The sequence below is a fragment of the Nitrospira sp. M1 genome, assembly GCF_965152605.1.
The window spans coordinates 717,829-730,796 of record NZ_OZ224217.1; the positions used below are offsets into that span (position 1 = coordinate 717,829).

Sequence of the window (12,968 nt, forward strand, 5' to 3'; positions counted from 1 at the left end):
TTATGCAGACATTTCGAATCGCCATGGTACAAATGAATCCCATTCTTGGAGACTTGGAAGGGAATACCCAATCGATTTGTCGATGGCTAAAAGAGTCACGTAAAGCCAAAGCAGATGTGGTCGTGTTTCCAGAGCTGGCGGTCACTGGTTATCCTCCGGAAGATCTTCTGCTCAAGCCGAGGTTTCTGTATGATGCGAATCGAATGATGGAGCGTATTGTTAAACAGAGCCATGGACTGAGTGCTGTGGTGGGGTGTCTCACTGGTAACTATGAAAATGACGAGCCGCCGACACAGATTGTGCCGACGGCGTTAAGTCATCTCTACAATGCCGCGACTGTCATGGCTGATCGTCATATCTACGGTACGTACCGCAAGCGATATCTTCCGAATTATGGTGTGTTTGATGAGCGCCGGTATTTTCATGCCGGGCACAAAATTCCAGTGTTTGTCATGAATGGCGTTGTTGTGGGCGTCAATATTTGCGAGGATATCTGGTACCCGGATGGACCTGCACGTGTGCAGGCCCTTGTTGGAGGCGCCGATTTGATTCTTAATATTAATGCTTCTCCCTTCCAGTCAGGAAAGGGCCATAATCGTGAAAGGATGCTGGCCGCCCGTGCTCGTCAGAACGGTATTCCCGTGAGTTATACCAATATGGTGGGAGGGCAAGACGAACTTATATTTGACGGGAACAGCATGATTGTCAGTGAAGAGGGTCAGGTCATTGTCCGCGGCAAGGCGTTTGAGGAAGACTTTATCGTGACTGATCTCTGTCTCGGTAAATCGACAAGCTCTCTGACATCGGTAAAGGCTAAAGCGCGTGCCACGAAAAAATTTGGGAAGCAGATTGAACGCGTTATCATCTCGACCACGTCATATGCCCAAACACGAAAACACGTGAAGCCTAGATTGACTTCGGTGCTTGAGCCGCTCGAGGAAGTGTATCGAGCCCTGGTGCTTGGGGTGCATGATTATGTGAGAAAAAACCAATTTACCAAAGTGCTCATTGGTATCAGTGGAGGAATCGACTCAGCCCTCACCGCAGTGATTGCACGAGATGCGCTCGGTTCAGAGAATGTTATTGGAGTCGTCATGCCGTCGTCGTACACATCTCAGGCCAGTCGTGTGGACGCTCGAGCATTAGCCAAAGAGCTTGGTATGGAATTACTCAACATTCCGATTAGCCGTTTATTTCACTCCTATCTTCGATTGCTTGATGGAGTGTTTGAGAATAGACCGCCCGATACGACGGAGGAGAATCTTCAGGCGAGAATTCGAGGGAATCTCTTAATGGCCTTATCGAACAAGTTTGGGTATTTAGTCTTGACGACCGGAAATAAAAGTGAAATGAGTGTGGGCTATGCCACATTGTACGGCGATATGGCTGGAGGATTTGCGGTCATCAAAGATGTACCCAAGACGATGGTGTTTGAATTGGCTCGTTGGAGGAGCCTGTATCACGGCGATCACTTTGACCATCTGAAAATCCCGCAACGCATTCAAGATCGTCCACCATCGGCTGAACTCAAGGATAATCAATTGGATCAAGACACCTTGCCACCCTATTCCGTCTTGGATGAGATTCTTCGAGCGTATGTGGAAGAGGATCGATCTCCGCAAGACATAGCGGCCCTTGGGTTTAAGTTACCTCTCGTGAAGAAAGTGATTACCATGGTCGACCGAAGCGAGTACAAGCGTCGGCAAGCCCCCATTGGGATAAAGATTACACCAAGGGCGCTCGGGAAAGACCGCCGCATGCCGATTACCAATCGATATCCGCATTCATGAGTATCGGAATTCCAGTCGAGTAACGTTTTGCGTCGGGAGGGCTGTCTACGATGAGTGATTCAATTCAGACTCGTGACCCTGAACCGAATCATCCGGATTCCCCTACACGTTCAACTCAGACGATGCTTCACGCGCGCCGCGAAGATTTGCGCGCACAACTCGTCAACGGTTCAACCGGCGCGGCGATTGTGGAATCTCTTACCGACCTCGTCGATGAGCAGTTGACCGGTCGATATCGGCACCTTATCCATCAAGCCGGTCAAGCTGCGGCAGCGGATGTCCAGCGATGTTGTCTGGTGGCGGTTGGCGGCTATGGCCGTCGGGAGTTAGCTCCTTATTCGGATATTGATGTGATGCTGTTATCGGAAGCTGCCAGTGACTCTCAAGCGGTTTCGGACTTATCGAAAGGGCTCTTTCATCACTTATGGGATTTAGGTTTTCAAGTTGGACACAGTGTTCGCGCCATTTCCGAAGCTCTGTCACTGGCAGATGCCGATTTGCCAGCCAAAACCGCATTAATGGAGTCACGTTTCCTTGCGGGAAATCCTGCGGTATTCCAAGATTTCCAGAATCGCTTTACCCGTCGAAATTTGGATAAACGGGTGCCTCAATTTATCCAGCAAAAACTCAAAGAACGTCAACGGGATTACGCGAAATTTGGGGAAACCGTCTTTTTACTTGAACCCAATATCAAGAAAAGTAAGGGCGGGTTACGCGATCTTCACCTCTTACAATGGGTCGGAATGGCGAAATATCAAGCGTCTACTATTCAAGACTTAACCAATTGCGGAGTCATTGCACGGACAGATGCACTGGCTATACAGGAAGCTCGAGAGTTTTTATGGCGCATTCGATGCCTGATGCATTTTGATGCAGGGAGAGCGCAAGATATCTTGACCTTTGAAGATCAGGAGCGATTAGCAGCGAATTTTGGTATGTCTGACCAACCGCATCTGCTAGCCGTCGAACAATTCATGCAGCAGTACTATCGTCATACGATGGGTCTTCATGATCGATGTCTGCGTTTTATCGATCGGACCCGGGAATTCCCCTGGTGGAAGCGAGTGTGGCACTCGTTCCCTTCACCCTTGATCGAAGGATGCTTCCTCAAGGTTGGTGATCGGCTCACCGTTCCTTCGGAGAAGCTTACGCAGGTCTTAGGGAACCCAGAATTACTCGTTCGCTTGTTTCGTCTCAGCCAGGAACGTGGGTTGCCTGTGAAAAGTCATACGATAGAAGAGCTACATGATTATGTGAATGATATTCCCAATGAACAGTTTCATACACCAAACGTGAGTCGTATATTCCGGGAAATTCTTTCCGACACGGGGCGTGTGGCTCAGACCTTGACGGCGATGCATCGAGCCACGCTTCTGGAGAAACTCGTTCCGGCTTTTGCCCGCGTTCGGGGATTGATGCAATTCAATCAATATCATAAATACACGGTTGATGAGCATAGCCTTCTCGCCGTTCGACAGGCCGAGTTGTTAGCAACAGATCAGGGAACACTCGGAACAGTCTATGCTGATATCAAACAGAAGGATCTTCTGCACCTGGCCCTCTTGCTTCATGATCTGGGAAAAGGGAAGTCCGAGGATCACAGTGATGCTGGGAAGGTGATTGCGCACAAGACCTCAGAGCGTCTGGGCTTGACGGACGACGAGAGTCGGATGTTGGAGTTTCTTGTGCATAAGCATCTTTTAATGGCGCATACCGCGTTTCGTCGAGACATTCATGATGAGAAAGTTATTCAGAAATTCGCCCGCGCGGTAAAATCTCAAGAAGTCCTACGGCAGTTTTTAATCTTAACGGTTGCAGATATTGCCGCCGTTGGGCCTGACGTGATGAATAAGTGGAAAGAGACACTCTTGATCGAATTATTTTCACACACACAAGACACGCTTGCCGGTCATGGAGACTTAAGGCTGGATGAACAAGAAGAGCAACAGCAAGTGGAGGATGTGCACCTACGACTGTGTCAGGCTGGACAGGTGCATGATTCTTCAGCACACCATGCGGAACCCGATAAGCCGTGGGTCGAGGTGCAGTTGTCTCAGTTTCCTGCACGTTACCGATCGAGTACCTCGTTAGAGCGTATTGCGTTGCATCTTGCGGCTATCGAACGCTTGACCCCTGATGCTCCGTTGGTTGAAACGCAATACCATGAAGATTTGAACGTGACGGAATATACCTTATTGGCTTACGGAGGGAATAAGCCTGGTATTTTTATGAATATGACAGGAGTGTTGGCGGCGCTGGGTTTGGAAGTGCTTGATGCGCAAATTCTGACCAGAAAAGATGGCATTGTTGTCGATTCGTTTTCGGTCAAAGACCCAGACTATGATGGGGCTCCTCCTCCCAGAAGGCTGGAGCGAGTCTGTCAGACCGTCATTTCGGTATTGAAAGGCGAAGACACGGTTGATCAAGTATTTGCACGAGGAAAACGAGTCGTCTTTGGTCGACTCTATCCTACCGGTCGAAATGAAACAGAAGTGCAAATCGATAATGACAGCTCAGATCAGCATACGGTGATCGAGGTGTTTGCCGATGATAAGCAAGGGCTGCTCTTTGTGATCGCCAGGGCGTTAGTTGGCTTGAAGCTTTCCATTCACTCCGCGCGAATTGGCAAGCGATTAGATCAAGCCGCCGATGTTTTTTATGTTACGTCGGATGGTCAGAAAATCGTGAATCAACAGACCTGCGAACGTATTCAAGAAACAATTCAACAAGAAGTTGACGTGTTCCTTGATGGATAAAGATAAGACTTTCGATAGCACTATCATCTCACTCCTTGTTCCATAGGCCTCTGGGTTTTTAGCATCATTGACTTGCGTGAAACATTTCAACAACATTCCTTTTTCCAGATTATTGTCTTGATCTTCAATTAGATTGAAATAAGTATGATGAATTAATGTACAGGCGTCCAATAACCAACAGTGCAAACCTTGATGCTCATCTAGGCAGTTTCTTGAGTAGCCTGTACAGTTGAGAGAAGGTGAGGCTTGATTCTCAAGCCTTGACTTACAGAAGAAATCACGAACAAATTCTAGAGTGCGATAGACTTGAATGCCAATATTAGTTAGGTGGTGGAATAGATCTATGAACTGGTACTGGTTGGTCGACGGACTTGTGACGATTAGCTACTCTGTGCATTTATTTGAGACGGCAGCGATTAAACAATATTTAAAGACTGAAGAGTATTGATGGCTATACTGATGCGCGATGATTCCTTCAACTTGTTTGCCTCGATTTTCTCCCCATGGGCTATAGTATCTGAATATTAAACGGGTAATCATTCCCGACGCTGACGCAACCCACTTCTCTACTCATTACGTTGATAGACAATTATAGATGTAATTCGCCGATTGGGAAATACTGAGTCTTTCAACAACTCCTTGTTTATCCACTTAGATACAGTTAGTCCATATTTCGATACATACATGGCTCCTCGTTTGCGAAGCCTGCCTTGTTCACCTCCAACTAAACTCTGATTTCTCTGTTAACTCCAGTAATTTCACCCTTTATTGTGGGACTGGTATGTCCCTTGCTTTGTTTTTGAAATGACTGCGGCCTTTCCATCTTCACGGTTTGGGGAAGAGAGAATTCAGAAGAATTGCGAAGGCGTTTACTTCTATCTAAGTCATATTGAAAATCATCCGCATCACTTCATTATTCAACACATTCAAGGAAGGTCAACGACTTTAGGGGGTGGCTCAAAATATCCTTAGTGAAACACATGAAACGCGAACTGGAGAAGGAGCCTTGGTGTTATTCGCAAATGAGACAAGGGGGTGTGTCTTCAAGCAGGCGATAGCCAGAGCACCTCCGCAGTTACTCATTCTGGACTTTAGATAATCTATGGTCATGATAGGCTGGTTGGCGTTCGACAACGTGTCGTTTTCAGTCTCAACTTATTAAAACAAATAAAAAAAGGAGTAAGGCTATGGCAATCGAATTCCGTACATCAAGTGTCGTAATTCCAAATGGTACAGGGCGTAGGAGCATTGAAGGGAACGCTTCTTTTAATTCCTCCGTGAAGCGTGCAAGTGTTGCATTGAACGGATTTAAGTTGGATTATGAAAATTCTGATCACCACATCAATGTCGTTGAAGCTGATACGGATACAGTGACTATCAGTGGCAACACAGTTAAATTTCGTGTGGAATGCCACTACGCTGATAAGAACTTTGATGACTCGTATTCGGGGTATGTTACAGCTTTAGTAATCGCTGATGTTGAATGAAAACGGACTGAAAATAAAGGAGGTAGCTCTCATGGCAAAAGAGAAAATTGGACAGAAACAAACACAATCGAAGGTGTACAAGAAAAAGAGAGAACATAAATTTGAACATACCAACTGGACATTTGCTCCGGAGTTTCCATTTCGAGCTGGGGAGCATGGCCTTTCTGAAAATTTCCGGGAAAATCCAGGAAGTATCCAGATTGAAAGCATCTGCGGTGGAATCGATGACTCTCAGCCAGTTGAGCAGTACGATGGGACACTAGGGGTGACGAAACAGTTTGTCGCAGAACATCAGGCCGCCGTAGGTCAGCTCCAGTGGAACGACAACTTAGCATCTATTTACACAAACCCAGGTAACGTGTCCGGTGTGCGATGGTGTTCTGGCACACTCATTTCACGAGATCTCTTCCTCACAGCAGGGCACTGTTTTGATCAAACCGGAGGCGGTTGGCAACGGCCATTGCAAAATGGGACGAATGACATCATTTCATCACAAGAAATAGCGACTAATATGCAAGTCAACTTCAATTATCAAGTTGATCAAAATGGAACTCTGCGAAACGAACAATCATTTGATGTTCTCAGTCTCGTCGAATATAGGCTGGGTAGTCTAGACTTTGCTATTGTGCGGTTGGCGGGCAATCCAGGAGACTTCTTCGGATGGACCAAAATCTCTTCTGCAGATGCTGCTGAAGGAGACACGCTGTGTATCATTCAGCATCCCGCCGGCCTTCCTAAGCGAGTGGAAGCTGGTCCAGTATTTCATTTGCACGATTCCAGGATTGGATATGACAGTATTGATACCTTGGGCGGTAGTTCGGGGTCTGGGCTTCTAAAGAGTCCAGACGGTCATATTATCGGTGTGCACACGAATGGCGGATGTTCAGCTGCGGCTCAAAGTCACAATCATGGGGTGAGAATCACTTCGATTCTCGCCGTGTCTAATACGTTAATGCGTATCGTCAATAGCAATAGTCAAAATCTCGATTTTCGCACAATTAGCCTCAGCGTACCTTCTGGTACTGGTCGCAGAAGCATTGAAGGAAGTACGAAATTTAATTCAAACGTCCTTCAGGCAGGAGTTGCATTAAATGGATATAAACTTGACTTTGTTAACTCGGATCATCACATCAATGTTCTTGAAGTAGACACCGATGTCGTATCGGTATCTGGCGATACCGTTAATGTACGTGTCGAGTGCCAGTATGCGGACAAGAACTTCGATGATGCCTTCTCTGGATACGTGACTGCAACAGTAATTGCAGAAGTGGTATGACATGTGTGATGGAACACAATACCCATCCACTGCGATGCCCCCTATGGGCGTTTGCAAATCTTCTCTTTAGAAAATGGAAGGACAGTGAAATAGCCTGGCATTATCGTCCCATTGCCCGCAAGCATCCTTAATGACAGAAATGGGTAGTGGTGCACTCTAATACATTATTGAGTGTGAATTGGCTGCATTGGAGCTTCATCTGTGCCAAACGAAGTGTCAAAGAGGGATGACCTCATTCCTTTACTTTTAACGAGGACTCCCCGTCCGAAAGGGCGGGGAGAACAGCAATGTAAGGGAGCAATGTGTATTTGCGTGTACGCATTTAAAAATAGGGGCATATCTATTGTTGAGTCATAAGTTTGTTTAACTGCCACTGACTACTCCTAGGAACAAGTCGCTGAAGCATCTCACGAATCAGACTCAGAAGCTGCTACGAATACGCCATTTAATTAAGCGGCAACCATGCATTAGCAGCAGGCGAGATATCTTCGAAACTTTCACCGTTGAGAGTCTTCACCTTCATGAGACAAGAGAACATGATTCGCGTTGCTCATACGTTTCTCGCCGGAACCTCGATAGGATCTATTGAGTAGCGGACCAACCGTTAGTGTTTGGGGTAGTGTATTGGTAGCCAAGGCTCTAGCTGTTGCAAGAGTTCATTCTTCTTTCCAATCCCACCGATGAAGGTTTGAAATTCACCGTTGATAAAAAGTGCAAGTGCGGGGAGTGATTGAATCTCAAGATCGGCAGGAATGAGGTGGTTTTCCTGTACGTTCATTTTTCGAATAAGGATGCGGTCGCCGAGCTCAGTTTGGACAAGCTCCAGTTCATGGAGGAGTGCATGACAATGCCGACATGCGGGTTGCCAGAACTCAATCAGTACGGGAACGGAAGCCGACTCCACGTACTGATCGAAGTTCCGGTCTTCAAGTTCTGCAATCATGATGACCGACTATAGCAGGCTGAGCAAGGCTCATGTTGGAACATGTGCGGTTGCAAGAGTTGCAACGTCTTGGAGGGCAGGCTGCACGTGTTGTTCCTCTGGCATTGATTCTGGTGTTTGGAATAGAAGGAGATGTGGGAAATGATGTTCTGTGATTTCCAGGACTCTGCTTATCCCTTTCGCAGTCAAGTCATGAAGTAAGCGAAATTCTAATCGATGGCATTGATTAAAAAACAGGGTTTCGCATCGGTTCGCGGGAAGATGACGAGAGAGGCCAAGCGAACGACCTAACCGATTCAATGGGTCTGTCAGTAATGGTAGACGAAAATTCGATGAGGGGAGAGTCCATGGCACGTCATAATCCATATAACGCGAAACGAGTGTGGCGAGAAATACCTGACGCATGTGGAAGTCTTTGATATGGGATTCGAGCAGCCACGCTTGTGGCGCAGTGAGTGATGGCGCACAGCAGAGAACCAATGGGTGAGTGGAAAAGTGAGAGAGAGAAGAAAAGGTGAGTGTGCCTTTGATATACGTGGGAACGCGCCAAGGTGGAATAGGTGATCCAATTTTCATGTGAATGATCCTCCAATGTTCAAAATGTCAGAAAATGAAACAGCGGATCTGTCGTGTGCTGAGTGCTATGAGTATGTCCGTGTTTCGTGAATGTCATGGTTATGCCTGAGCCGGATACGTCGAAATAGGGGAAGGCCAAGAGGCGAAGAGGAGGGTGGGCGCATGAGAACGCCCCTTGGCCAGGAAATAGGCTTTTCCAATCCCCTGAAGAAGGGTTGCGGTATTTAATGAGGCGAGTTGCATGGCCGTCTTTGCATGATCATGATAACTATTATCATTATCATAATTGAAGCTGTTGGGGTGTGTCAAGAGTATGCGATTTGAGTAAGATCTATAATTTTTGCTACAACATGGGTGATATTACCTAAATATATGAAATGATTGTGAGAAGTTGTTTCATCGAAGATGATAATGAGATTCAATGTTAGTTATTTGTACCTAGGACTTTATATTGACTTTTGTATGGATTTCTCCGATAATAGAATCATCTGAGCAATGATCATAATAGAGAATAAAAAATATAAAATTTTCACAGATGTATTATTCACGTTTATGAAGTAAGGGAGGCCGGTCATGAAAGGCAAAAAAGGTGTCGTCGATTTATTGAACAAAATCTTGACGGAAGAATTAACGGTCATAAATCAGTATTTCTTGCATTCCCGAATGTGTGAAAACTGGGGGTTTGAGCGGCTTGAGCACAAAGTGAAAGAGCGGAGCTTCGGCGAAATGAAGGATGCCGATGAGATCATTCGCCATATTCTCTTTTTGGAAGGGTTGCCTAATGTCCAACGTCTCGGAAAAGTGACGATTGGAGAAACGGTTCCTGAGCAACTCAAGCTTGACCTTCAGAAGGAAAAAGAGATGGTGAAGTTGCTGACGGAAGGGATTGAGCATTGCGTGAAAGTTGGGGATTACAACACTCGTCAGAAGCTTGAGACTATGGTTGAAGATGAGGAAGAGCACATTGACTGGATTGAAACGCAGCTCGAGACGATTAAGCAGGTTGGGCTTGAAAACTACTTAAGCGAGCAAATGAAAAAAGAAGGCTGAGAAACGCTCTACTGTACATAGGGCATTCTGTTTGTAGAAATACCCGTTAGGCAAAAGGGAAGCGCTTTCGCGCTTCCCTTTTTTTTGCGTACTACAAGACGTACGATTGTCAATGATGCAAGCACTCTACTTAGTTTGAGCCAATGGTCGACGTGAGAGGGTTTGATGTCGGGTATCTCGTGACCATGCTTGAGACGTAATGGCCATGCGACAGACGGTACATGTCCAATAGGCCCCAGTTGGTGCAAGGCTTTCTTTTCCACAGCGTGGACAATGTTGAATGATCATCTATAGGACTCCTTTCTTGTTCCTCCTGAAGCGACGAGTGAATGGCGTGAATAGGTGCGAGATTCAGGTGTGAGTGATGACGTATGACTCGCGGATAACGGATTATCTGGTTCATGCTCAAGTCGGGCTGCAAAGAGGATACGCCCAGTATGCGTCTGCATGAATTTGGTGATGACAATGTCGACGGTCTTCTGTACATAGGCTCGCGCTTGATCAACCACGACCATCGTTCCATCGTCTAGATGGGCAACCCCTTGCCCGTCCAAGTCTCCCTCCTTATTGATGAATACGCGAATCGTGTCGCCGGGTAAAACGGGAGGCTTGAGTTGGTAGGATAGGCGATTGACGTTGAGAGTCTGGACTCCTTGAAGCGCGGCCACTTTAGAGAGGTTCCAGTCATTCGTGACGATTTTCCCGTGAACATGTTGAGCAAGTTTGATCAGCTTATGGTCGACTTCGGGAACATCGGCAAAGTCTTGCTCCGACACTTGGACGTCAATGTTGGCAAGAGTTTGAAGGTGATGCAGGATGTCTAGGCCTCGCTTGCCACGCGCACGTTTCCATGCCTGTGATGAGTCGGCGACAGAATGGAGTTCAAGCAGCACGAAGCGTGGGATGATGACAGGCCCTTCCAAAAATCCAGTCTCATAGAGATCTAAAATTCTTCCGTCGATAATGGTACTTGTGTCGAGTATTTTCACTGGAAGCGTAGCCTGTTCTTCAAGGGGCCAAGGCCAGGGTTCTGGGCTTGGCTGTGGTGTGTTTTCTGGCGTTCGACTCTTGATGGAGAGAGTGAGGTACGGAAAGGCGAGCATGCTCGCGAGGGTCATGAACGACACAAGTGTCGATGATGCTGGGAAGAGGATCGTGATCATCCATACGAATAGTGACGCAAGCAACACTCCAATCCCGGCGCTTTGCGCCACCTGTATAATGCGAGAGGCGGGATAGCGAAAGGTGATGGATTCAATCGCGAGAATGGTCAATGCAAGCATGAGTCCGCCAAGTCCACACCCCAAGACCATTGACCAATTATGAGGATGGATCTGCCAACCTAAAGCGCTTCCCAGTAAAAACCCAAGTACGACGAAAGGCAGGCGAAGGTAGATGGTTTGCCGGTGAAATATTCGAGGAGGCTGATGCGTGCTTGCAGGCTCAGATTTCGTCGCATTCATGGGGTGGTCATGAGAATTGGAGGAGGTCGAGGTCGAAGGTTTGGAGGTTTGTGGGGTTGTATGAAGTGGTGCTTTGCTCATGGATTTGGTCCTCTCTGCTGGACGGTCATTCGTGGTCGGGAAGGGTGAATGAGAATGAGGTTTTTAGCGTTCCATTGGATTCACGATGCAGGTTTCAATGGGAATGACCATAGTCGTTTACATCGGGGACATCGGACTTCAAGTACGGTCCCGTCAACTGTGAGCCGTGCGAGTAGGCGACCGCATGTGCATCGAACATCGGTGTTGTCTTCATCATCTTGCTCATAGTTCAATTCCGATGGCTGAGATAGATCTCGAGAATTATCCTGTTTCATGAATATTGCCTACTATTTCGTCAATGTCTATTTATGTTTTTGAATTTTATTATCATTATCAATATTAAGGGATTGGCAAATTAATTGACATGTTCAATATCCGGAAAAATATGTCCAATAACCAGGTCGAGGAAATGGAACATGCGGGAGGTGAACGACTAAGCGTAGGGGGCTGAAATGTATTGTGGCGGCATGTCGAGCCTCAGTCGAATCAGATAATGCTTTGAGTTATTATTCTTCAATTTTAAAAAGAATGAAGTTTTCGGGAAATGCCACGAGGTGTTTCTGTTTCTGAGGCGTGAGAGCCATAAACTGCTGTCGAGAAACGTCGGCCTCGTCTCCATTGTCTTAATCGTTTTAGTCTTAGTTTTCGTATGGCACAGCCTCGACTGGTGAGTAAGTGGATAGGGCTCGAAATGATTCATCAGAAATTAAATAGCGTTCCATGAATTGTACAATCACCAGATCAATACTAGGAACCTCAAGATGCTGGAGGACGTTATTCACGGTCGTGAGGCAACAGATTGGGAGTTTCGCCCCTCGAAACGGAAAGAGTTCATAGAAATTTCCCGTCAAGCGAGAAGGCGTTAAGATCGATACCTTCCAAGCTGGATGCCATAATTGTAAGTGCATACACTCGTTGTGTGTGGCGTATGCGTGAGAGGCGTCGTGTTGTGAAAACATCCTGACCTCCCACCGATCAATTCGTCCCACGCGTGTTCGTTCACGCGGGTCATGAGGGGGAGGTGGCCAGTAAGAAGAAATGTCTTCGAGAAGAGGTTTCATGGTCGCAAGGCTCCTAGGTTGTGAGGTCGATCAATGAGTAAGTGCTACAGGTTTTGCACGTTTCCTGCGTACGGTGGGAAGTATCTTGCTTTGCTGATACGTGAGCAGTTCAGTTTGAAGGGAGGCCGGTGAATGAATAATATTTCCAGTGCAGCCTTTTTGCTGGAGTTGCTGAATGATCGAGGAGAGGAGCATCAGTCCTGCTTTATCGATAATCGTGACGGCTTTGAGGCTCACGTGAAAGTCTCGGAAGCCCATATGGTAAGCGCGTTGTGCCGTAATGGAAAACTCTAGCGCAGCTTTAGAGTCAAACTCTCCATGAATGCTGATCGTATCGGTGGTGTGTTCTAAGCGTTCAGAAATCATATAAATTTCCTTCCTTGGTGGATCATCCTTTGGTCATGGTTCCTGGTGCCGTATCGAGTTATGTGACGGTCGTCGCTTGCTCGCCCTCAAGAGATTGTGGTTTTGAGGGCGAGCGTTTC

General features: G+C 46.8%; 13 protein-coding genes. 5 read left to right on the forward strand and 8 right to left on the reverse strand.

The window, feature by feature from the left end; translation table 11 throughout:
• Positions 1-2 precede the first annotated feature (2 nt).
• The 4 genes from ACWHX8_RS03505 to ACWHX8_RS03520 all read left to right on the forward strand — a co-directional run bounded on the left by ACWHX8_RS03505 (position 3) and on the right by ACWHX8_RS03520 (position 7,309).
• Positions 3-1,790: an NAD+ synthase gene (locus ACWHX8_RS03505; RefSeq protein WP_447970578.1), complete on the forward strand. Its 1,788-nt coding sequence runs from the start codon at positions 3-5 to the stop codon at positions 1,788-1,790.
• Positions 1,791-1,840: 50 nt separating this feature from the next.
• Positions 1,841-4,546: a [protein-PII] uridylyltransferase gene (gene glnD / locus ACWHX8_RS03510; protein ID WP_447970579.1), complete on the forward strand. Its 2,706-nt coding sequence runs from the start codon at positions 1,841-1,843 to the stop codon at positions 4,544-4,546.
• 1,187 nt (positions 4,547-5,733) lie between these two features.
• Positions 5,734-6,033: a hypothetical protein gene (locus ACWHX8_RS03515; RefSeq protein WP_447970580.1), complete on the forward strand. Its 300-nt coding sequence runs from the start codon at positions 5,734-5,736 to the stop codon at positions 6,031-6,033.
• Positions 6,034-6,064: 31 nt separating this feature from the next.
• Complete coding sequence (locus ACWHX8_RS03520; RefSeq protein ID WP_447970581.1) at positions 6,065-7,309, forward strand: trypsin-like serine peptidase; 1,245 nt, start codon at positions 6,065-6,067, stop codon at positions 7,307-7,309.
• Between the two features lie 604 nt (positions 7,310-7,913).
• On the opposite strand, the gene ACWHX8_RS03525 is transcribed toward ACWHX8_RS03520, so the two are convergent.
• From ACWHX8_RS03525 to ACWHX8_RS03535, 3 genes are all read right to left on the reverse strand, one after another.
• The gene (locus ACWHX8_RS03525; protein WP_447970582.1) at positions 7,914-8,252 is read right to left on the reverse strand and encodes a thioredoxin family protein; all 339 of its coding nucleotides are present in this window, start codon (positions 8,250-8,252) and stop codon (positions 7,914-7,916) included.
• A 30-nt stretch (positions 8,253-8,282) separates the two neighbouring features.
• Positions 8,283-8,828 carry a hypothetical protein gene (locus ACWHX8_RS03530; RefSeq protein WP_447970583.1) on the reverse strand — a complete coding sequence of 182 codons (546 nt, stop codon included), beginning with the start codon at positions 8,826-8,828 and terminating at the stop codon, positions 8,283-8,285.
• Between the two features lie 99 nt (positions 8,829-8,927).
• On the reverse strand, positions 8,928-9,071 hold the full coding sequence (locus ACWHX8_RS03535) for a hypothetical protein (protein ID WP_447970584.1): 144 nt from the start codon (positions 9,069-9,071) through the stop codon (positions 8,928-8,930).
• Between the two features lie 330 nt (positions 9,072-9,401).
• On the opposite strand from ACWHX8_RS03535, the gene bfr reads away from it, so the two are divergent.
• A complete protein-coding gene (gene bfr / locus ACWHX8_RS03540) occupies positions 9,402-9,878 on the forward strand; it encodes a bacterioferritin (protein WP_447970585.1) in 477 nt (158 codons plus the stop codon).
• 126 nt (positions 9,879-10,004) lie between these two features.
• Here bfr and ACWHX8_RS03545 read toward each other — a convergent pair whose 3' ends face one another.
• From ACWHX8_RS03545 to ACWHX8_RS03565, 5 genes are all read right to left on the reverse strand, one after another.
• Positions 10,005-10,166, reverse strand: a complete 162-nt coding sequence (locus ACWHX8_RS03545) for a hypothetical protein (RefSeq protein ID WP_447970586.1) — start codon at positions 10,164-10,166, stop codon at positions 10,005-10,007.
• Positions 10,163-11,422, reverse strand: coding sequence for a PIN domain-containing protein (locus tag ACWHX8_RS03550; RefSeq protein WP_447970587.1), 1,260 nt, complete (start codon positions 11,420-11,422; stop codon positions 10,163-10,165). The genes ACWHX8_RS03545 and ACWHX8_RS03550 overlap by 4 nt, the downstream gene beginning before the upstream one ends.
• 94 nt (positions 11,423-11,516) lie before the next feature.
• On the reverse strand, positions 11,517-11,639 hold the full coding sequence (locus tag ACWHX8_RS03555; RefSeq protein ID WP_447970588.1) for a hypothetical protein: 123 nt from the start codon (positions 11,637-11,639) through the stop codon (positions 11,517-11,519).
• Between the two features lie 421 nt (positions 11,640-12,060).
• Complete coding sequence (locus ACWHX8_RS03560) at positions 12,061-12,483, reverse strand: hypothetical protein (RefSeq protein ID WP_447970589.1); 423 nt, start codon at positions 12,481-12,483, stop codon at positions 12,061-12,063.
• A 30-nt stretch (positions 12,484-12,513) separates the two neighbouring features.
• Positions 12,514-12,849 (reverse strand): hypothetical protein, encoded by a 336-nt coding sequence (locus ACWHX8_RS03565; RefSeq protein ID WP_447970590.1) that lies wholly within the window; start codon positions 12,847-12,849, stop codon positions 12,514-12,516.
• Positions 12,850-12,968 lie beyond the last annotated feature (119 nt).

Excerpts from the sequence above, each read along its gene's own strand:
- ACWHX8_RS03505 (WP_447970578.1), top strand. The coding sequence starts at position 3 with ATGCAGACATTTCGAATCGCCATGGTACAAATGAATCCCATTCTTGGA.
- glnD (WP_447970579.1), top strand. The coding sequence starts at position 1,841 with ATGAGTGATTCAATTCAGACTCGTGACCCTGAACCGAATCATCCGGAT.
- ACWHX8_RS03515 (WP_447970580.1), top strand. The coding sequence starts at position 5,734 with ATGGCAATCGAATTCCGTACATCAAGTGTCGTAATTCCAAATGGTACA.
- ACWHX8_RS03520 (WP_447970581.1), top strand. The coding sequence starts at position 6,065 with ATGGCAAAAGAGAAAATTGGACAGAAACAAACACAATCGAAGGTGTAC.
- ACWHX8_RS03525 (WP_447970582.1), bottom strand. The coding sequence starts at position 8,252 with ATGATTGCAGAACTTGAAGACCGGAACTTCGATCAGTACGTGGAGTCG.
- ACWHX8_RS03530 (WP_447970583.1), bottom strand. The coding sequence starts at position 8,828 with ATGAAAATTGGATCACCTATTCCACCTTGGCGCGTTCCCACGTATATC.
- ACWHX8_RS03535 (WP_447970584.1), bottom strand. The coding sequence starts at position 9,071 with ATGCAACTCGCCTCATTAAATACCGCAACCCTTCTTCAGGGGATTGGA.
- bfr (WP_447970585.1), top strand. The coding sequence starts at position 9,402 with ATGAAAGGCAAAAAAGGTGTCGTCGATTTATTGAACAAAATCTTGACG.
- ACWHX8_RS03545 (WP_447970586.1), bottom strand. The coding sequence starts at position 10,166 with ATGATCATTCAACATTGTCCACGCTGTGGAAAAGAAAGCCTTGCACCA.
- ACWHX8_RS03550 (WP_447970587.1), bottom strand. The coding sequence starts at position 11,422 with ATGAGCAAAGCACCACTTCATACAACCCCACAAACCTCCAAACCTTCG.
- ACWHX8_RS03555 (WP_447970588.1), bottom strand. The coding sequence starts at position 11,639 with ATGATGAAGACAACACCGATGTTCGATGCACATGCGGTCGCCTACTCG.
- ACWHX8_RS03560 (WP_447970589.1), bottom strand. The coding sequence starts at position 12,483 with ATGAAACCTCTTCTCGAAGACATTTCTTCTTACTGGCCACCTCCCCCT.
- ACWHX8_RS03565 (WP_447970590.1), bottom strand. The coding sequence starts at position 12,849 with ATGATTTCTGAACGCTTAGAACACACCACCGATACGATCAGCATTCAT.